Consider the following 18,912-nt stretch of genomic DNA (forward strand, 5'->3'; position numbering starts at 1 on the left):
CAGGGACGGCGGGTCAGGGCGTGATGAGCTTCAGCCCGAGGATGCCCGCCACGATCAGCGCGATGCAGCCGAGGCGCAGGATGTCGGCGGATTCCCCGTAAAGCAGGATGCCCAGGATGACGGTGCCCACCGTCCCGATGCCGGTCCACACGGCGTAGGCGGTGCCGAGCGGCAGCGACTTCAGCGCCATGCCCAGCAGGGCGAGGCTGATGACCATCGAGGCGACGGTCAGGGCGGTGGGAATGGGGCGGGTGAAACCCTCCGTCTGCTTCAGGCCGACGGCCCAGCCGATTTCAAAGAGGCCGGCGAAGAACAGGATGACCCAGGACATGCGACACCTCCGATGGAATGGAGGCAGGGTCGTCCCCGCCGAACTCCCCACGCCCGGACTGGGTGTGCCGCGGTGAGGTCGTCCTCACGGGAGGGCGACCGGGATATAGGGATGCGGTCGGTCCGGTCAAGCCCCGTCCCAGCGGTGGCCGCTGTCGGTCTCGCACAGCATGGCGACCTCGCGGCGGGGGCAGCGGCGGTCGTCCAGGGGCAGGACCGTGAAGCCGGACGCGGGGCGCTCGCGGGTGGGCGGCTGCGGCGGGGAGGTGAGGTGAGGGGGCGTTGCGGTGCGGCGGGTCATGGCGGTCACCAGGGTGGAGGGGGCGTTGGCTCCACTCTAGCCATGCTGTTCCGCCCGCGCTGTGGCGCGCCTCACAGAGCGTGTCAGGCCCGCTTGCGCTCCGTCGCGTCCTTGGGCAGGAACAGGCGGCAGGTCAGGACCGGCCCGATCTCGTAGCCGTTGACGCGCGGGAAGCGCTGGGCGACGCGGTCCAGCGCCTCCTTCTGGTTGGCGGCGACGACCAGATAGGCCCGCCCGTCGCGCCAGGAGGCGGCCATGGCGCCGCTGGTGTAGAGCGCGTCCGGGGCGCGGCGCACCGCCACTTCCCAGATGGTTCCGGGCCGGGCCTCCAGCCGGTCGAAGACGTGGAAGAGTTCCATCGGCGCCTGCTGCACCGCGTCGAGCTGCCGTTCCAGCAACTCGGCCTGCCGCTTGGCCTCGGTCAGCGCCTCCTCCAGTCCGCCCAATTTTCCGCGGGCCGCATCCAGCGTTTTTCGAGCCTCCTGGACGCGCTGCTCGTTGGTCCGGATGTCCTTGTCGGCGGTGATGAGTTCGCTGCGCGCCGCGCGGACGCGGCGTTCGCCCATCCGGTTCACCAGCACGCTGGCCGCCAGGAGCAGCAGCGCCGCGTAGAAAATGATCGCCGTCATGGGGAAACCGGCCGCACGCCGTCGTTGCCCCCGTTTCCGGCCGGGATCAACGGGATCGTCTCGGGCTGCGAGGACAGGACTCCGTTGCGCGTGCTGAAGGCGCGCTGAAGCATCGCGGCCGCGGCGTCCGGGGTGTCGGCCCAGACGCGGGCGATGTTCCGGCGCTCCCAGATCACCCGTGCGAACAGCATGCGCCGGGGATCGAGGCGGGCGAAATCCGGGATGGTGCGCAACTCGCTCTCATAGCGCTGGGCGCCGCTCTGCGCGTCGCCGACCTCGTGCACCAGGGCGATCTTGGACGCCTTGACCGACGCGATCAGGCTGGTCAGGCGACCGCGCTCGGCGGTCAGCCGGTCGATGGCTTCCTGCCGGGCGGCGCCTTCGGCCTGCGCATCCTCGATCTGCCGGCCGAGGGTGGCGAGGTCGGCGGCCAGGGCCTCCAGCTTCCGCCGCGCCAAGGCCTTGCGGCTGCTGGTGGCGGTCAGGCGGGACGCCTCATAGACGATGGAAAGGCCGAGGGCGCCGACGCACAGGACCAGCACGGCGAAGGCGAAGGTGTCCATGTTCATCGCGCCACCATCCGAACCATCAGCGTCCGCCCAATCCGCCGGCGGCCCCCATCACCCCGGATGGGGCATTCCCGGACCGCCGCGCGGCCTCGAAAAGGTCCCGCAAGCCGCGGTCGAACCCCCGCGCCGGATCGCCGCCGAGCGGAGACATCTCCGCGACGCCGCCATCCGTTTCCTCCGTGTGCGCCGTCAGCCAGGCGGCGGCGGCATCGACCAGCGGCAGCGGCAGCAGCGCGCGCAGCGCCGCGCCGAGCAGGGGGTCGCGGCGTGTGTAAAGACCGGCCACCGCGAAGAGGGCCATCGCCTCCGGCGCGACGCTGCCGTCAGCCATCGCGCCGCGCACGCAGGCCAGCAACTCGTCGATCTCCATGTCCGGTGCCCGCCCGCCCAGCGTCCGCCATCCGTCGGACAGGCGCAGCGCGGCGGCCAGCGTGTCCACGTCCGCGCCGTCCAAGGGGCGCAGAGCGGTGACACCACCGGGGATCGCCAGGGTGCTGGCGGCGCGCATGCGATGCGTGTTGACTTCCTCCAGGAACAGGGCGAGAGCTGCGGGGCTGGTGCGCATCGCGTCCAGGACGGTCAGCGACCGCTCACGCAAGGTTTCGGCCCAGTCCTCCATCTCCGGTGAGGCGAGGACGCGGTCCAGGGCGCCGACGGCCAGCCGGTTCTCCAGGCGGGTCTGCACGGTGACCGGCAGGTCGTCCATGCGCCGCGACAGCGCGGGCCACCAGCCGGCGGTGTCGATGACGCGAATGCAGCCGGGCAACGGATCCGGAATGCAGAGCAGCAGCGGATCGCGCAGCATCACCGGTTCCAGCCAACGGGCCCACAGGCGGCGTGTGTGGGCCCGGCGCCGGCTGGACAGCAGGCCGAGCAGCATGGCGCGCATGGGCGGGCTGGCCGGCCGCTCCGCGGCCCGCGACGGATCGGTTCGGTGATCGAAGCGCGACAGGAAGCGGCGGAACGCCGCGTACCGGCCGGCGGACGCGCTGTCCGGGTTCGCACCGTTCAGGTCCATGCCGTCCAAACTCCCAGCATCGAGGTTGTCGCCTTTGAGGCTGGCGCCTTTGAGGTTATCGCCCTCGACATTGGCGCCCCTGAGTTCGCCACCCTTGAGATCGCGGTCGAGTTCCATGTCCATACGTGGGCCAACTCCCTCGTTCTCGGAGAGTATAAAAGATAACAGTAATACTTGGGTATTCATCAAAGGGCAGAACCGGCGCCAATTCGCGCTAGATGGCTCTAAAACATCACGTTTTGTGACAATTTGATACGGCTCTGGACGGGCGGGCTTAGGTCTCGTACCGCTTTGGTGCCTTTCCGGTCGGTGATGCGGAACCATCCGGGTAGGTCGTGCGTGGAGGAGGCCATGGGCCAGGATATGGACGAAGGTCTGGACGACGAACCGCTGTTCGGCCCCGACGACGGGTTCGCCGACGACTCCGCGGCCAACGCCCGACCGGCAGACCCCTGGCCCGTGCTGGTGGTCGACGACGATCCCCAGGTCCACACCATGACCGAGGTGCTGCTGCGCGACTTCGAATTCGAAGGCCGCCCGTTCGAGGTGGTCAGCGCCCTGTCCGCCGCGGCCGCGCGGTCGCTGCTTCTGACGCGCCCGGACATTCCGGTGGCGCTGCTCGACGTGGTGATGGAGACCGACGACGCCGGCCTGCGTCTGGTCCGCTTCATCCGCGAGGATCTCAACAACCACCGCATGCGCATCATCCTGCGCACCGGCCAGCCGGGGCAGGCGCCGGAGCGGGACGTGGTCGTCGCCTACGACATCAACGACTACAAGGCCAAGAGCGAACTCACCGCCCAGCGCCTGTTCACCACGCTGGTCAGCGGGCTGCGGGCGTGGCGCGACATCGTGACCATCGAGCGGCACCGCCAGGGCCTGGAGCGCATCCTCGCCGCCTCGGCCCCGTTGTTCGAAACCCGGTCCATGCGCACGCTGGTCGAGGAGCTGGTGGACCAGCTCAGCAAGGTCGTGGACAACAGCGGCGGCGCCGTCCTTGCCTGCCGCATGGTGGATCGCGGCGACGGCAAGACGCGGGCCACCGTGATCGCCGGCTCCAGCCGCTTCGCGCGGTTCATCGGACGGCCCGCCTCCGACGCGCTGGAGCCCGATCTGACCGCCCAGGTGATCGCCGCCTTCGAGACGCAGCAGAGCAGTTTCGGGTCGGCCCGCTGCATCCTGGCCTTCCGCACGCGGGAGCATGGGACGACGGTCTTCGCGCTGGAGCGGAGCGAGCCCTATCGCGAGGATGACCACCGGCTGCTGGAGCTGTTCTGCGCCCGTGTCATCATCGGCTTCGACAATGTGTGCCTCTATGAGGATCTGGTCGCGCTGAACCAGTCGCTGGAGCGGCGCGTCAGTGAGCGGACGGCCGAGCTGGCTGCCAATCAGGCCGCTCTGGTCGCCGCCAAGGAGCGGGTGGAGCGTGCGCTGGAGGCGGAACTGGTCGCCCGCGAGCAGCAGCGCCAGTTCGTCACCATGGTCAGCCACGAATTCCGCACCCCGCTGGCCATCATCGACAGCGCGGCCCAGATGCTGACCCTGCGGGCGGAGCGGGAAACCCCGGAATCGCTGGAGCGGCTGCGCGTCATCCGCAGCAGCGTGCAGCGCCTGACCGGACTGATCGACACGCATCTGACCGACGAGCGGCTCCAGGCCGGAACGTTGAAGGTGCAGCGGGCAGAGGTCGATCTGCCGGCGCTGCTGCGTTCGGTGACCGAACCCTTCCGCACCGCCTATCCCGGGTGCGACTTCCGCCTCGATCTCGACCGTCTGCCGCCCATGGTGATGGCGGACGGGCATCTGTTGGGAATGCTCTTCAACAACCTGCTGAACAACGCCTTCAAATATTCGGACGGCGACTGCCGCGTCACGGCAAGCGGGTGGGCCGAGGGAGGCGTGGCGGTGGTGGAGGTGGCCGACCAGGGGCGCGGCATCCCGCAGAACGAGTTGCCCCTGCTGTTCGAGCGGCATTACCGGGGTGCCGGTTCCGCCGGGGTGCCGGGAACGGGAATCGGTCTGCACACGGTGCGGCAGATCATCCTGCTGCACGGCGGATCGATCACCGCGGAAAGCACGGTCGGGCAGGGCAGCGTCTTCCGCGTCCGCCTTCCCGTGAAGGGCTGAATCCGCAACGCCGGGCTGCCGATGTGCGCCGCGATAATCCTTCCAGCGCAGCGGGCGGAAATGTAACGTGTTCATAACAAGGCCGACGCGATCTCCGGATGCGGTCCGGAACGTTCAGACGCAACAGGCGGCCTCGTCGCACTCCAACGGAAGAACCGTGGACTCCACACCATGCTCGCTCAGCAATATGCCGGGATCAAACGGGACCTTGACGAGAAGGGCATCATCTTCTCGTTCAGTGGCTATCTGTCCGAGGGGATCCTCTATTCCCTGGGAGAGGCGTTGCGGGAAAAGATGACGTTGGAGGACACCGACGGCCCGACGGTCCGCCGGGTCTTCGCCGTCTTCGTCGAGCAGATGCAGAACATCATCCGCTACTCGGCTGAAAAGGTGACCGGCGCGCGCGAGAAGCCGGTCGAGCTGAGCGCCGGCATGGTCACCATCGGCATGGAAGGCGGGAAGGTCTTCATCGTCTGCGGCAACACCGTGTACAACGCCGACGTGCCGCGCCTGCGCGAGCGGCTGGAGTATCTCAAGGGCTTGGACAAGGACGCGATCAAGACCTATTACCGGGAGCAGCTGCGCGAAACCCCGGAAGAGGGCGCGCGGGGCGCCAACATCGGGCTGATCGAGATCGCGCGCCGCGCCAGCGAACCCATCGAGTACGACTTCCTCGAAATGGACGAGGGCAAGAGCTTTTTCTGCCTCAAGGCTCGGATCTGAAAGCGGCTGTGGACATCCGGACGACCATGGAATCCCTGAAAATACCCGCGACGGGCCGGACGCCCGAGGTCGATTTCGACTTTGCCCAAGGCGTGCTCCGCCTCAGCGGCGAGTCCTATCCCGACGACGTGGCAACCTTCTTCGGGCCGATCTTCGCAGCGCTCCGCGCCTTCCTGGCCGAAGCGGGCGGCCATCCCATCCGGTTCGACATGGAGTTGCTGTACTTCAACAGCTCCAGCGCGAAGGCCCTGATGAACATCTTCCAGATGCTGGAGACGGCGGCCAGTGAAGGGCGCAGCATTTCCGTCACTTGGTGTTACGAGGAGAACGACGACTCCATGCAGGAGTTGGGCGAGGATTTCTCCGAGGATCTGCATCACGTCGCCTTCACTCTGAAACAGATTCCCGCAGACGAGGCGTCATGACCTTCAACCTCTTCGCCGCCGAGGAGCAGGCCATCGAGCAGGCCCGCCTTCTGGGGGAGAGGCTGGGCGCTGCCGCGCCCGAACTGCGCGCCGACTTCGAGGCGCTGGTGGAGGCGTTCCAGCGCAGCACGCGCGAACAGCGCCGGCTGGTGCGGGTCAGCGACCGGCTGCAGGCGCAGCTCGGCTCCGCCAACCAGGAACTGGAGCGCCGCCGGCAGGAGGCGGAAACCGCTCTGGCCGACCTGCGCGAGGCGCAGGAGGCGATGGTCCGCGCGGAGAAGCTGGCGTCCCTTGGCGCCCTGGTGGCCGGGGTGGCCCACGAGATCAACACACCGGTGGGCATCGCCGTGTCCTGCGCGTCGCATCTGTCCGACGCCACGGCGCGGCTGCGCGGGCGTGCCCAGACGGGCGAGCTGAGCAAGGCGGATTTCACCCGCTACGTCGCCACCGCCACGGACACGACGGCGCTGATCCTCACCAACTGCGAGCGGGCGGCCAAGCTGATCGCCAGCTTCAAGCAGGTGGCGGTGGACCGTGCCAGCGCCGAACGGCGCGTCGTGCATCTCAACCGCTACATCCAGGAAACACTGGTCAGCCTGGAGCCGAAGCTCCGTCAAGGCAAGCACACCATCGCCGTGTCCTGCCCCGACGGGCTGGTGGTGGACACCTATCCGGGTGCCCTGTCGCAGATCCTGACCAATTTCGTGATGAACTCCGTCACCCATGCCTTCGTCGACGCGCAGGGCGCGGACGGGCAGGGCGGGGCCCTGTCGATCGCCGTGGACGAGCCGGAACCCGGCACCGTGCGGCTGGTCTACACCGATGACGGCCGGGGCATTCCGCCGGACCACCTGCCGCGGATCTTCGATCCGTTCTTCACCACCCGGCGCGGCGAGGGGGGCAGCGGGCTTGGCCTGCACATCGTGCACAACCTGGCGGTCGGGGCGCTGAAGGGGACGATTTCGGTGGACAGCGCGCCGGGGCAGGGAACGCGCTTCGTCCTGACCTTTCCGAAGGACACGCCTGCGGACGACGCATCCGCCTGAACGGCGTCGGAATCCCCGCCGTTCAGATCACCCGGACAGGTGCGGAGAACACGTAACCAACGCCGTGGACCGACTTGACCGGAGCGGTTTCGCCGATCGCGTTCTCCACCTTGTGGCGCAGGCGCCCGACCACCGTGTCGATGGAACGGTCGTCGGGGTTCCAGCGGCGGTTGTAGAGCGCGACGGAGATCTGGTCGCGGGTCGCCGGCTGACGGGCCTGTCCGGCCAGCAGGGAGACCAGCTTCATCTCCATGCTGGTCAGGCTGACGCGCACGCCCGCCGGGCTGGTCAGCGCCCAGGCCGTGGCGTCCAGAATCCAGCTGCCCTCGTCCATCGCGGGCTGGCCGGAGGATTGCGGGGCCGGCGGGGTGGCGCCGGCGTTGCTCGTCTCCAGACGGCGCAGCAGGGCCTTTGCCTGGGCTTCCAACTCGCGCATCTCGACGGGCTTCACCAGATAGGCGTCGGCCCCCAATTCCAGCCCGACCACCCGGTCCACGGTGGAGCCGCGGGCGGTCACCATGATGATTCCGATGGCGGGATTCTCGCGCAGCCGCGTGGCGATCTTGAACCCGTCCTCACCTGGAAGGTTGACGTCCAGAACAACCAAGGATACCGGACGTGACGCGATCTGCTCGTCCAGTTCGCGCCCATTCTTCGCTCCGATCGCGTCGAAGCCGCAACTGCGCAGGTACTCGATCATGTCACGTCGCAGAGACGCCTCGTCCTCGACGACAACGATCGTAACGGCCGCCATCCCCTCTGCTCCCCCGTTACCGGTGCTTATTGTTCATAGGGCCGGCGCGGAAACTATATGAAGTCGAATGGTAGGTCGAGTGACTTCGGCCCGCGACGGCCTCCTGCTGCACTATTACGCAATCTTCCAAAGGGTAGTTACGCGATTTCCCACAGGGTGTTCCGCGCCGGGGCCGCGGGATCGCCCGCCAGCCGGACACGGAAGCCGATCATGGTGATGTCGTCGCGTTGCGGGCGGTCGCCCTGGAAGCCGGACAGGCTGGCTTCGATGCACTCCTTCTGCCGGTCGAGCGGCAGGGCGCTGCACTCTTCGACCACACCGTGCAGGCGGCGCTTGCCGAAGCTCCGCCCCCGCTCTCCGCCGCATTGGTCGGTCAGCCCGTCGGTGCAGATGTAGAAGGTCTGGTCCGGCTGCAGCTCCAGGCTGTGGTTCGTGAAGGCCGGGGCGGGGCCGGACGCGCGGTATCCCAGGCTGCGGCGGTCGGCGCGGATCTCGGTCAACCCGTCCGGGCCGGCGACGGCCAGGGGCAGGCGGGCGCCGGCATAGACGAGCCGCCGCTGCGCCGGCTGGACGTAGCACAGGGCCAGATCCAGCCCGTTGTCGAAGCCGCCTTCCCAGCTTGCCGCGTCACCATCCTGGTGCAGGGCCGCCCGCACCTTGTCGTCCACCGTGGCGAGCAGAGCGGCGGGGTCGGCGGCGCCCATGCCGTCCACCACATTGTTCAGCACGGCGCTGGCCGTCATGGTCATGAAGGCGCCGGGGACCCCGTGGCCCGTGCAGTCGGCCACACCGATCAGGAAGCCGTCCTCGACCTCGCGGTAGTAATAGAAGTCGCCGCTGACCACGTCGCGCGGGCGCCACAGGACGAAATGCTGGGCCAGCCCGCTGTCCAGGACTTCCGGTTTCGGCAGGATCGAGGACTGGATCAACTGGGCGTAGTTGATGCTGTCCATGATGCGGCGGTTGATGTCGGCCAGCGCCTCCGTCCGCTCCTGGACGCGGAACTCCAGCGTCTGGGTGTAGTCCTGGACCGTCTCGGCCATGCGGTTGAAGGTCTTGGTCAGGACGCCGATCTCGTCCTCCCGCTCGGTGGCGAGGCGGGCGCCGTAGTCGCCGCGGGAAACCGCCTGGGTCGCCTGGGTCAGCCGCCGCAGCGGACGGAGCACGACGCGGTTCAGCATGACGCTGATGATGGCGATGGCGGTGACCAGGGACAGCAGAAGCAGCCCGACCACCGGCAGCAGCGCCTCCAGCGTGTTGCGGTGGACCTCCTCCGTCGAATAGAGCAGGCGCAGCGTTCCCACCTGCCGGGTCACCCCGTCGCGTCCCCTCAGATCGATGATCTTCTCGACGGTGGTGGAGTCGGCGGAGGTCCTCGGGTCGCCGGACACCGCCATCGGCTCGCTGCGCCCCGGCTCGAAGACGGAGACGGCGAGGATGGCCGGGTCGCGCTCACGCAGCGAATCGATGATGTTGCGGACGGCGCGGTCGTCGATCTCCCAGATCGGGTTGGCCAGCGCGTCCGTCTGCATGGCGGCGACCAGCTGCGCCCGCTTGGTCAGAGCCGAGACCTGCTGGTGTTCCACGATGTTGGCCGACACGGCCACGGCGACCATCCCCACGGCGGCGGCAGTGACCAGGATGACGCTGCCGATGCGGGTCAGCAGCGAACGGTCGCGCCGTCCAACGGCGAGGGAGCGCAGTTCGGTCACGGGGCGATCCCCTGCCGGGCCCACAGCGCCGGAAGGGCGCCGCTGCGTTCCAGCCGGTCGAGCGTGCCGTTGACCCAGTCGATGTCGACCGGGCCGTCGCGGCGGACCAGGATGGTGTGCTCGTAGATCTGGTCGGTGCGGTCGGACACCAGCAGTTGCGGCGCCATGTCGGGGTTGGCCTTCAGGAACTGCGCCAGGAAGGAGCGTGTGACGATGGCCAGCGCGGCGCGCCCGGCAGCGACGCTGCGCACGTTGCCCTCATGCGTGACGGTCAGCCGGGTGTTGAATCGCTTCTCCAGAACCTCCGGGTCGGCGGTCATGCCGGCGAAGGCGTAATGATAGCCGAGCCGCCCGAGGATCGTCTTGTCGTCCAGCCGGTCGAAATAGCTCTGGTCCATGCCGGGACCGGCCTTGGCGACGAACACCTCCGCGTCGCGCAGGAACACCCGCGAGGCCTCCACGGGGCGCCCCTTCCAGCCCCAGGCGAGGCTTTCGAAGGCGATCATGTCGAAGCGGCCCCGTTCCATGTCCTCATAGCGCCGCTGGGGGGAGGTGCGGACCAGTTCGAATCGGAAGCCGCTCTGCTCCGCGTTCAGCAGGTCGAGCAGGGCCTGCGCGACGCCGCCGCCGGACTCGGTGACGTAGGGGGGGAATTCGTAACCACCGACTTTGACGATCACCGGAGCGGTCGCGGACTCGGCGGGTGTGGACTCGGGGGTTGCGGCAAGGCCGGACGACGGCAGGCCGCCCGCCGTCAGTCCGGCGAGCGCCAAGGCCAGTATCGTCCGGCGGGCAACCGCTTCTGCCATCCTCAGCCCCGATGCTGTTCGCACAGCCGTGCGAAAAATCCACGGCATTTTACCAATGTATGCGCGTATGCAGCAATGTTTGTCGTTGAATGTGAACGAGAAATTTCGCCGTCAGGCCGCTTCCGTTTCCCGTTCTTCCTCGGTCAGCCCGCCGATCTCCTCGCCGCTCAGCGTCTCGCGCTCCAGCAGGGCGGCGGTGATCCGCTCCAGCGCGGCGCGGTCGGCAGCCAGGATGCGCCGGGCGCGCTCCATCCCCTCGTCGGTGATGCGGCGCACCTCCTCGTCGATGCGCCAGGCGGTGCGCTCCGAGCGCACGACGGCGGGGTCGTTGCCGGCGTGGGCGACATAGCCGATGGCGTCGCTCATGCCCCAGGCGGTGACCATGCGGCGGGCAAGATCGGTGGCGGCGCGGAAATCGGCTTCCGCCCCGGTGGTGACGGCGTCCGGGCCGAAGACCAGATCCTCCGCCGCCCGCCCGGCCATGGCGACGGCGATGTCGGCGAGCAGTTTGGCGCGCGACACCGACACGCGGTCGCCCTCCGGCAGCCGCACCACCATGCCCAGCGCGCGGCCGCGCGGGATGATCGTGGCCTTGTGGATGGGGTCGGCCTCCGGGCAGCGGATGGAGACCAGCGCGTGACCGGCCTCGTGATAGGCGGTCAGGCGCCGCTCATGGTTGGAGAGGGCGAGGCTGCGCCGCTCGTTGCCCATCAGGACTCGGTCCTTCGCCGCCTCGAAATCGGCCATGCCGACGATGACGCGCCCGTTGCGCGCGGCGGACAGGGCGGCCTCGTTGGTCAGGTTGGCCAGCTCGGCGCCGGAGAAGCCGGGCGTGCCCCGCGCCACCGTGCGGACGCAGACGTCAGGGGCGAGGTGCAGCCGGCCGGTGTGGACGCCCAGGATGGCCTCGCGCCCGGCCACGTCGGGCAGCGCGACGTGGATGTGGCGGTCGAAGCGGCCCGGCCGTGTCACAGCGGGGTCCAGCATTTCCGCGCGGTTGGTCGCGGCGATCACCACCACCTCGCCGCCGTTCACGATGCCGTCCATCTCGACCAGGAGCTGGTTCAGGGTCTGCTCCCGCTCCGAATGGGAGTTGGATTCGCCGCGCTTGCCGGCCAGCGCGTCGACCTCGTCGATGAACAGCAGGCAGGGGGCGGCGGCCCGCGCCGTCTTGAAGACGCTGCGCACCCGCGCGGCACCCAGCCCGACGAACATCTCGACGAAGTCGGAACCGGAGACGGTGAAGAAGGGCACCCCGGCCTCGCCGGCCGCGGCCTTCGCCAGCATCGTCTTGCCGGTGCCCGGCGGGCCGACCAGCAGGATGCCTTTGGGCACGCGGGCGCCGGCCATGGCGAAGCGGCGCGGGTCGCGCAGGAACTCAACGGTCTCGCGAAGCTCATCCTTGGCCTCGTCCACCCCGGCGACGTCGGCGAAGACGGTGCCGGTGTCGCGCGGGCGGACGCGGGTGGCCCGGCTGCCGCCGAGGAACTGCCCGCCGCTGAGCAGCAGCGCGCCGATCAGCAGGCCGATCACCAGGAAGGGCGCCAGCTTCTCCAGGACGGAAACGGTGCCGGAGACCAGCCCGCCGGCCTCCTCCTCGAAGGCGATGGCGATCTTCCGCCCGCGCAGCTCCTTCAGCAGGTCGTCGGTGACCGGAACGACGGCGCGCAGCCGCTGGCCATCCGGCGTGACGGCGTGTGCCCCGTCGCCGCGGAAGGTGACCGAGGCAATGTCCCCCCGTTCGGCCGCCGCCACCAAGTCGCTGTAGGTCGCGACCTCCTCGGCGCCGTCGCGCGCGTAGTCGGTCCAGGCCGCGAAGGCGAACCAACCAAGCAGAAGCGCAGCAACAACGGCGGCGGCGGTCAGGTACTTTTTCGGGATCGGCGGCATGGCGTCCTACGAAGGCGGTGAAAACCGTTTCCGGCACATCATCGTCATTGATGAAGGCGCCACCGCCCCGCATCAACCGCATTCGGTCCAGGACTTTTCTTTGACCCAGAAGTAAGGAGAGGGTTAACGGCCCGGTTTCACTCCAGGCCGGCCTTCTTGCGCACGTCGTAGCTGCGCGTCCGCGACCATTCCTCCATGAACTTCACCAGCTCCGCGTCGGGCGGGTCGGGGAGGACGACCTTCAGCTTCACATACTGGTCGCCGGCCTGCTTGGTCGCCTGGTTCATGACGCCCTTGCCGCGCAGCCGCAGGGTGGAACCGGTGTTGGCTCCCGGCGGAATCTTCAGCGCGACCGGGCCGCTGACGGTGGGCACGCGGATGGTGGCGCCGAGAATGGCTTCGTTCAGGGTGATGGGCACCTCGACGTGGATGTCGGAGCCCTGGCGGGTGAAGAAGGGGTGGGCCTCGACATGGACCTCGACGATGGCGTCGCCCGCCCCGAAGCCGCCGGCGCCGGGAAGTCCCTGGCCCTTCAGACGCAGCTTCGCCTGATCCTCCGTCCCCGGCGGAACGGCGACGTCGATGCTCTTGCCGTTGGACAGGCTGATGCGCCGCTTGGTGCCCTGCGCCGCTTCGACGAAGGGCACGGAGACCGAATAATTGATGTCGCTGCCGCGCGACCGCGAGCCGCCGCCGGCAGCCCCGCCCGCGGCGCCGCCACCGGGCCCGCCGCGCTTGCGCCCGCCGCCGAACAGGTCGGAGAACCAGTCCTCGCCGCCGAAGAAGGAATCGTCGCCCGCGCCGCCGGCCCCGCTGTAGGCGCGGCTGCGCCCGGCGTTGGCGCGGGAGCGGCCGCCGAAGCCGTGATGCCGCTCCTGGCCGGAGGGGTCGATCTCGCCGCGGTCGAAACGGGCGCGCTTGTCGGAATCGGACAGCAGCGTGTAGGCCGCCGAGATTTCCTTGAAGCGCTCCTCGTTCGCGGCGTTGCCGGGCTTCAGGTCGGGGTGGAACTCCTTGGCGAGCTTGCGGTACGCCTTCTTGATGTCGTCGGCGCTCGCGGAGCGGGTGAGGCCGAGGATTTGATAAGGGTCACGCATGCTTTCCACGGACAGAGTTATTCCACCCCGAAGCCCGGGGATAAGGCATTACGAATTGGCGACGATCTTCCACGTACCGTCGGCCTGTTTGCAAGCGGTTCCGTAGGCCAATTCGGTCTGGCTCTTTGTGGTTACCGTTTGGTGGAACTCACGGCAATACTGACCGGCGTTGTTGTAGCCCTCACGCGTCGTGGTCAGCGAGCCGTAATGGCCCGTCGCCGGGTTGGTCCAGCCGATCTTGTCGCCGACCGGGGCGGAGTAGGCGCGCTTGGCCGCGGTCTCGGCGGCGGCGGCGTCCGACGGCTCAATGGCGGCCGAGCCGATGAAGGCGCCCAGCAGCGGGCCGGTGCCCGAGGAGGCGACCTTGCCCGACGCGTTGCCATAGGTCGACGAGATCCGGCCGCCGACGGTCTCCGCGTTCTTGGTGGCTTCCTTGGAGGTGCTGGCGCAACCCGCAAGCAGGGCGATCGCCATCGCCGCCGGGACGAGCTTCTTCACGAACATCGATGCTGCCTCGAAAGGTTGGGAGCCGGCATGCCTTGCTTCTGGCGCACCGGTGGACACTCATATATGCGAGGCTGTCCTGTCTGTGAATTGGGCATATTTGTGAACTGGGAAGACGCCGTGACCGGCGCCGAAACCCAACGTTGAAACCATGGGCCTACGGCCGCGCGACGAGGGGACAATGAGCGAATCCAACGACCGGGACCCGTACGCCCTGTTCCAGGACTGGATGGCCGAGGCCACCCGCAGCGAGATCAACGATCCCAACGCCATGGCGCTGGCCACCGCGGACGCGCAGGGGGCGCCGTCGGTGCGCATGGTGCTTCTGAAGGGCGTCGATCCGCGCGGATTCGTCTTCTACACCAACACCGAGAGCCGCAAGGGCGAGCAGCTTCTGGCCAACGCCAACGCCGCCCTGTGCTTCCATTGGAAGACCCTGAAGCGGCAGGTCCGCGTCGAGGGCGCGGTGGAACAGGTGTCCGACGCGGAAGCCGACGCCTATTTCGAAAGCCGTCCGCGCGAAAGCCGCATCGGCGCCTGGGCGTCGCAGCAGTCGCGCCCCCTGGAGGGCCGGTTCGAGTTGGAGAAGCGGGTCGCCCAGTTCGCCGCCAAGTTCGGCCTGGGCGCCGTTCCCCGCCCGCCGCACTGGACCGGATTCCGCATCCTGCCGCGGCGAATCGAGTTCTGGCAGGACCGCCCCTTCCGCCTGCACGAGCGGACGTTGTACCTGCGTGAGGGCGACCCGGCGGCGCAGGAGCCGGCGCGCTGGACGACAGAGCGTCTTTTCCCGTAAAGGACGAGCGCCGCCATCACATAAGAAGAGGCTCATGAGCGAATCGCGTTCGCACCGGCTGCGCCGGTACGCCACCTACGCCAGCGTGTCGGTCTCCCTCACGCTGATCCTGGCGAAGCTGGCGGCCTATCTGGCGACCGACTCGGTCAGCATCCTGTCGTCGCTGATCGATTCCAGCACCGACATGATGGCCTCGGTGGTGACGTTGCTGGGGGTGCGGACGGCGTTGCGCCCGCCGGACGAGGCTCACCGCTTCGGCCACGGCAAGGCGGAGGCGCTGGCCGCGCTGGCCCAGGCCGCCTTCATCGGCGGTTCCGCCCTGTTCCTGACCATCGAGGCGGTACGCCGCCTCATCACCCCGCAGCCGGTGGGCGAGGGGGCGGTGGGCATCGCCGTGATGTTGCTGTCGATCCTGCTGACCGCCGGCCTGATCACCTTCCAGCGCCATGTGGTGACGGCCACCGGCTCGGTCGCGGTGGGGGCGGACCGGCTGCATTATTCCGGTGACCTGCTGATGAACGCGGCGGTCATCCTGGCGATTCTGCTGACGGGATGGACGGGCATCAGCGCCTTCGATCCGCTGTTCGGTCTGGGCATCGCCGCCTTCCTGCTCTACGGCGCCCGCAAGGTCGCCAGGGAGGCGCTGAACGTCCTGATGGACCGCGAACTGCCGGCGGAGGAGCGGGAGCGCATCGCGGCGCTGGTGATGGCGCAACCGGACGTCGCGGGGATGCACGATCTGCGCACCCGCAGTTCCGGCGTCGGCGCCTTCATCGAGCTGCATCTGGAACTCGACCCCTCGCTGTCGGTCGCCAGGGCGCACGACATCACCGACCGGGTTGAGAACCGCCTGAAGGACGCCTTTCCCGGCGCCGAGGTTCTGATCCACCAGGAGCCCGCCGGTCTTCAGGACGACCGGCTGGATCATCGTATTGCGGATGGCCAGGGCGCTCCTGGTCAAGGCGCCCCCGGCCAGGGCGTCGAGGGGAGTGCCGGCTGAAGTTTTCTCCGCCTTCGGTTGCGAGCGGGTTACCAGAGCGCAATAATTGAGCACATTGCCTTTTGGAATGACCCTTCCTCCGTTGCGCATTTGTAAGGGTTCGGTAATAATTGCATTGGATTTTAGCGCTCTGCGCATTCTTGTGAAACGGATGGCGGAAAAATGGACAGTGCGTTCGGCGGCCGCTCTCATCTGATCGCGGACATTGCCACCGAAGCGGGCAATCTTGGCATCGAGATCGCGGACATCGCGGGCCATGTGGAGGAGGTCAACGGCCGCCTCGGCCATCAGGCCAACGTTTTCGCGCAGTTGCGCGGCACCGGAAACAAGATGTCGGAGAGCACGCAGCGCATCTCCGCCGCCGCGACCGTGGCGCGTTCCGTGACCGAGCAGGCCCGGCAGGAGGTCGAATCCTCCCACGACCGGGTCCAGCGCTCCATGGACGACATCCATGCCCTCGTCGCCGCGGTGGGGGGAATCGAAGGCCAGATCGCCGGCCTTCAGGAGGCGCTCGACCGCGTGGGCCGGGTCGCCAAGGAAATCTTCGTCATCGCCAAGCAGACCAACCTGCTGGCGCTCAACGCCACCATCGAGGCGGCCCGCGCCGGCGAGGCCGGGCGCGGCTTCGCCGTGGTGGCGAACGAGGTGAAGGCCCTGTCCAAGAAGACCAGCGAGGCGACGACGGAGATCGACGCCACGCTGAAATACCTCAACGACCAGGCGCAGCGCCTGATGGCCGAAAGCGCGTCCAGCGCCGGCAAGGCCCGCGCGGTGAGCGAGGGCACCACCGCCATTGGCGCCGTCATCGAAACCGTCGGCCGGGCCATGTCGGAGCTGAACGGCGAGACCGACAAGATCGACGCGGCCTCTTCCGAGATCGGCGCCAACTGCGAGGAGCTGCAGCACGAGATCGACGATCTCGCGGTCGGCGTGCAGCTCTCCAGCGACAATCTGGCCCAGGCGCGCGACCGCGTGAACACGCTGGTCGGCATGAGCGAGCGGCTGATCGGCATCACCGCCGAACTGGACGTGGAGACGGTGGACACGCCGTTCATCCGGCTGGTTTGCGACGCCGCGTCGCGCATCTCCGCCGATTTCGAGGATGCGATGGCGCGCGGCGAGGTTCGCGAAGGCGACCTGTTCGACAGCAATTACCAGCCCATCCCCGGCTCCAACCCGCAGCAGCACATGACCCGCTTCACGGAGTTCTGCGACCGCGTGCTGCCGAGGGTGCTCGACTCGCTGCTCGGGCAAAGCGAACGCATTGTCTTCTGCGTGGCGGTCGACTCCAACGGCTATCTGCCGACCCACAACCGCCGGTTCAGCCAGCCCCAGGGGGCCGACCCGACATGGAACGCGGCCAACTGCCGCAACCGCCGCATCTTCAACGACCGCGTCGGTCTGGCCGCGGGGCGCAGCACGAAGCCGTTCCTTCTTCAGACCTACCGGCGCGACATGGGGGGCGGCCAGTACGCCCTGATGAAGGACGTGTCCGCCCCGATCACCGTGCGTGGACGCCATTGGGGCGGGCTGCGTCTGGCCTACAAGGTCTGACCGGTATCCGCATACGGGGGGATGACATTGCGCCGCAGGGACGGCGCAATTCCGGTTGGCATTCCGTGTTGCGGATGTGTGATTGCGTCAATTCAATGCCGCTCGGGTGGGTTGCGGATGATTGAGCGAGCCGACGAGTGGCTGCTCGGTCGTCCTTGGGGGTCGTCACCGATAATCCTTGGAGGTGATGTTCATGCCCGAGCGTATCGTGGCGTTGTCGCGCGCCGTGTCCGATCTTGCCACGCGCAAGATGGACGAGATTCAGGCCGTTACGAACACGACCAAGATCCTGGCGCTCAACGCCCTGATCGAGGCGATGCGCGCCGGAGAGGCCGGGCGCGGCTTCGCCGTGGTGGCCCAGGAGGTGAAGGCCATCTCGGAGCGGATCACCGGCATCGGCGGGGAACTGCGTGCCCAGATGGCGGTGCAGACCGACGAGCTGAACACGCTCGGCAACCGTTTGGTTTCGCAGTTGCGCGGCGGACGCCTCGCCGACCTGGCGCTCAACATGATCGACATCATGGACCGCAATTTGTACGAGCGGTCCTGCGATGTGCGGTGGTGGGCCACCGACAGCGCCGTGGTCGAGTGCGCGGCCGATCCGTCCGAGACCAACCGGCGCCACGCGGCGCAACGGCTGGGCGTCATCCTTGGCGCCTACACCGTCTATCTCGACCTCTGGGTCGTCGATGCCAGGGGCGTGGTTCTGGCGACCGGGCGGCCCGACCGCTACCGCCGCGCCGTGGGCAGTTCGGTGGCGTCCGAATCCTGGTTCCGCGAGGCTATGGCGACCCGCAACGGCACCGAGTTCGCGGTGGCCGACATCGGCACCAGCGATCTGCTGGACCGCGCCACCGTCGCCACCTACGCCACGGCCATCCGGGCCGGCGGGGAGGAGAACGGCCCCGTCATCGGCGTGCTGGGAGTCTTCTTCGACTGGCAGAATCAATCCCAGGGCGTGGTCGACTCCGTCCGCCTGACCGACGAGGAGCGCTCGCGGACGCGCTGCCTTCTGGTGGACAGCCGTCACCGCGTGATCGCCGCATCCGACCGCAGGGGTGTCCTGACGGAGAGCTTCGCCTTGCGCACCGGCGGCCATGGGCACGGCAGCTACTCCGACGAGCAGGGACGCGTGGTGGGTTTCGCCGTGACTCCCGGCTATGAAACCTACAAAGGGCTCGGCTGGTTCGGTGTGATCGTCCAGAATTCGGTCGGCTCTTGCAAATAGGCGTGTCGTATTGCAGCAATTCGATTCTTTTGTGCGCCCCGCCTGAAATGTTGGCGAAACACCCCTGTGGTGCAGTTGAAGCACGGAAAGGTGTTTCGCATGCAGGCTCTCAGGCAAATCGTGACCGTACCGGAACAGGAAGACGACCTCGTCGCGGAGGCGATCCGCGACGTGCTTGTGGCGGACGTCATCGATCAGGCCACCAAAGACCGGCTGGTGGATGGGCTGACGGTACTGAAAGCCGGGCTGGATTGCCCCGACACCGGCTGCACCGGCTGCTACCACCGCCGGTCCTGTGAACGCTTCATCGAAAGCATCCTGTGGACCAGTTGACGATCCCTCGGCCGATCCAGGGTCATCGGCCCGGTCCAATCCGGAAGGGGGCGGGCTCCCTCTTTGGAAC

General features: G+C 68.1%; 20 protein-coding genes. 9 read left to right on the top strand and 11 right to left on the bottom strand.

The genetic code is table 11. The annotated features are described in order from the left end of the window. Positions 1-13: 13 nt before the first annotated feature. The 5 genes from sugE to Sp245p_RS07010 all read right to left on the bottom strand — a co-directional run bounded on the left by sugE (position 14) and on the right by Sp245p_RS07010 (position 2,970). Positions 14-331 (bottom strand): quaternary ammonium compound efflux SMR transporter SugE, encoded by a 318-nt coding sequence (gene sugE, locus Sp245p_RS06995; RefSeq protein WP_014240532.1) that lies wholly within the window; start codon positions 329-331, stop codon positions 14-16. Positions 332-457: 126 nt separating this feature from the next. Beyond that, positions 458-631, bottom strand: coding sequence for a hypothetical protein (locus Sp245p_RS34840; RefSeq protein WP_014240533.1), 174 nt, complete (start codon positions 629-631; stop codon positions 458-460). 83 nt (positions 632-714) lie between these two features. Then, on the bottom strand, positions 715-1,260 hold the full coding sequence (locus Sp245p_RS07000; protein ID WP_014240534.1) for a hypothetical protein: 546 nt from the start codon (positions 1,258-1,260) through the stop codon (positions 715-717). After that, positions 1,257-1,829, bottom strand: a complete 573-nt coding sequence (locus tag Sp245p_RS07005) for a hypothetical protein (protein ID WP_014240535.1) — start codon at positions 1,827-1,829, stop codon at positions 1,257-1,259. Before Sp245p_RS07005 ends, Sp245p_RS07000 begins: the two co-directional genes overlap by 4 nt. 19 nt (positions 1,830-1,848) lie before the next feature. Further along, positions 1,849-2,970 (bottom strand): pentapeptide repeat-containing protein, encoded by a 1,122-nt coding sequence (locus tag Sp245p_RS07010; protein ID WP_014240536.1) that lies wholly within the window; start codon positions 2,968-2,970, stop codon positions 1,849-1,851. 228 nt (positions 2,971-3,198) lie between these two features. Here Sp245p_RS07010 and Sp245p_RS07015 point away from each other — a divergent pair, with 228 nt between their 5' ends. The 4 genes from Sp245p_RS07015 (at position 3,199) to Sp245p_RS07030 (ending at position 7,168) form a co-directional block, all read left to right on the top strand. Further along, the gene (locus Sp245p_RS07015; RefSeq protein ID WP_014240537.1) at positions 3,199-4,974 is read left to right on the top strand and encodes an ATP-binding response regulator; all 1,776 of its coding nucleotides are present in this window, start codon (positions 3,199-3,201) and stop codon (positions 4,972-4,974) included. 171 nt (positions 4,975-5,145) lie between these two features. Beyond that, positions 5,146-5,697: a SiaB family protein kinase gene (locus Sp245p_RS07020; protein WP_014240539.1), complete on the top strand. Its 552-nt coding sequence runs from the start codon at positions 5,146-5,148 to the stop codon at positions 5,695-5,697. 26 nt (positions 5,698-5,723) lie between these two features. After that, complete coding sequence (locus tag Sp245p_RS07025; RefSeq protein ID WP_041811783.1) at positions 5,724-6,122, top strand: DUF1987 domain-containing protein; 399 nt, start codon at positions 5,724-5,726, stop codon at positions 6,120-6,122. Beyond that, entirely contained in the window at positions 6,119-7,168 is a 1,050-nt protein-coding gene (locus Sp245p_RS07030) for a sensor histidine kinase (RefSeq protein WP_014240541.1), read from the top strand. Before Sp245p_RS07025 ends, Sp245p_RS07030 begins: the two co-directional genes overlap by 4 nt. Positions 7,169-7,190: 22 nt before the next feature. On the opposite strand, the gene Sp245p_RS07035 is transcribed toward Sp245p_RS07030, so the two are convergent. From Sp245p_RS07035 to Sp245p_RS07060, 6 genes are all read right to left on the bottom strand, one after another. After that, positions 7,191-7,922 (bottom strand): response regulator transcription factor, encoded by a 732-nt coding sequence (locus tag Sp245p_RS07035; RefSeq protein ID WP_014240542.1) that lies wholly within the window; start codon positions 7,920-7,922, stop codon positions 7,191-7,193. 137 nt (positions 7,923-8,059) lie between these two features. Beyond that, positions 8,060-9,634, bottom strand: a complete 1,575-nt coding sequence (locus tag Sp245p_RS07040; RefSeq protein ID WP_014240543.1) for a SpoIIE family protein phosphatase — start codon at positions 9,632-9,634, stop codon at positions 8,060-8,062. After that, entirely contained in the window at positions 9,631-10,443 is an 813-nt protein-coding gene (locus Sp245p_RS07045; RefSeq protein WP_014240544.1) for a substrate-binding periplasmic protein, read from the bottom strand. The genes Sp245p_RS07040 and Sp245p_RS07045 overlap by 4 nt, the downstream gene beginning before the upstream one ends. A gap of 111 nt (positions 10,444-10,554) precedes the next feature. Then, positions 10,555-12,333 (bottom strand): ATP-dependent zinc metalloprotease FtsH, encoded by a 1,779-nt coding sequence (gene ftsH, locus Sp245p_RS07050; RefSeq protein WP_014240545.1) that lies wholly within the window; start codon positions 12,331-12,333, stop codon positions 10,555-10,557. 137 nt (positions 12,334-12,470) lie between these two features. Then, entirely contained in the window at positions 12,471-13,430 is a 960-nt protein-coding gene (locus tag Sp245p_RS07055; RefSeq protein ID WP_109138426.1) for a DnaJ C-terminal domain-containing protein, read from the bottom strand. Positions 13,431-13,478: 48 nt separating this feature from the next. Then, positions 13,479-13,934 (bottom strand): RT0821/Lpp0805 family surface protein, encoded by a 456-nt coding sequence (locus Sp245p_RS07060; protein ID WP_014240546.1) that lies wholly within the window; start codon positions 13,932-13,934, stop codon positions 13,479-13,481. Between the two features lie 181 nt (positions 13,935-14,115). Here Sp245p_RS07060 and pdxH point away from each other — a divergent pair, with 181 nt between their 5' ends. The 5 genes from pdxH to Sp245p_RS07085 all read left to right on the top strand — a co-directional run bounded on the left by pdxH (position 14,116) and on the right by Sp245p_RS07085 (position 18,842). After that, the gene (pdxH, locus tag Sp245p_RS07065) at positions 14,116-14,727 is read left to right on the top strand and encodes a pyridoxamine 5'-phosphate oxidase (RefSeq protein ID WP_014240547.1); all 612 of its coding nucleotides are present in this window, start codon (positions 14,116-14,118) and stop codon (positions 14,725-14,727) included. 34 nt (positions 14,728-14,761) lie between these two features. Beyond that, positions 14,762-15,727, top strand: coding sequence for a cation diffusion facilitator family transporter (locus Sp245p_RS07070; RefSeq protein ID WP_014240548.1), 966 nt, complete (start codon positions 14,762-14,764; stop codon positions 15,725-15,727). Positions 15,728-15,889: 162 nt separating this feature from the next. After that, entirely contained in the window at positions 15,890-17,281 is a 1,392-nt protein-coding gene (locus Sp245p_RS07075) for a methyl-accepting chemotaxis protein (protein WP_014240549.1), read from the top strand. A gap of 193 nt (positions 17,282-17,474) precedes the next feature. Then, positions 17,475-18,509 (top strand): methyl-accepting chemotaxis protein, encoded by a 1,035-nt coding sequence (locus Sp245p_RS36230; RefSeq protein ID WP_014240550.1) that lies wholly within the window; start codon positions 17,475-17,477, stop codon positions 18,507-18,509. Positions 18,510-18,608: 99 nt separating this feature from the next. After that, positions 18,609-18,842, top strand: a complete 234-nt coding sequence (locus Sp245p_RS07085; protein ID WP_014240551.1) for a hypothetical protein — start codon at positions 18,609-18,611, stop codon at positions 18,840-18,842. Positions 18,843-18,912 lie beyond the last annotated feature (70 nt).

Source organism: Azospirillum baldaniorum, assembly GCF_003119195.2.
Classification (GTDB): Bacteria; Pseudomonadota; Alphaproteobacteria; order Azospirillales; family Azospirillaceae; genus Azospirillum; species Azospirillum baldaniorum.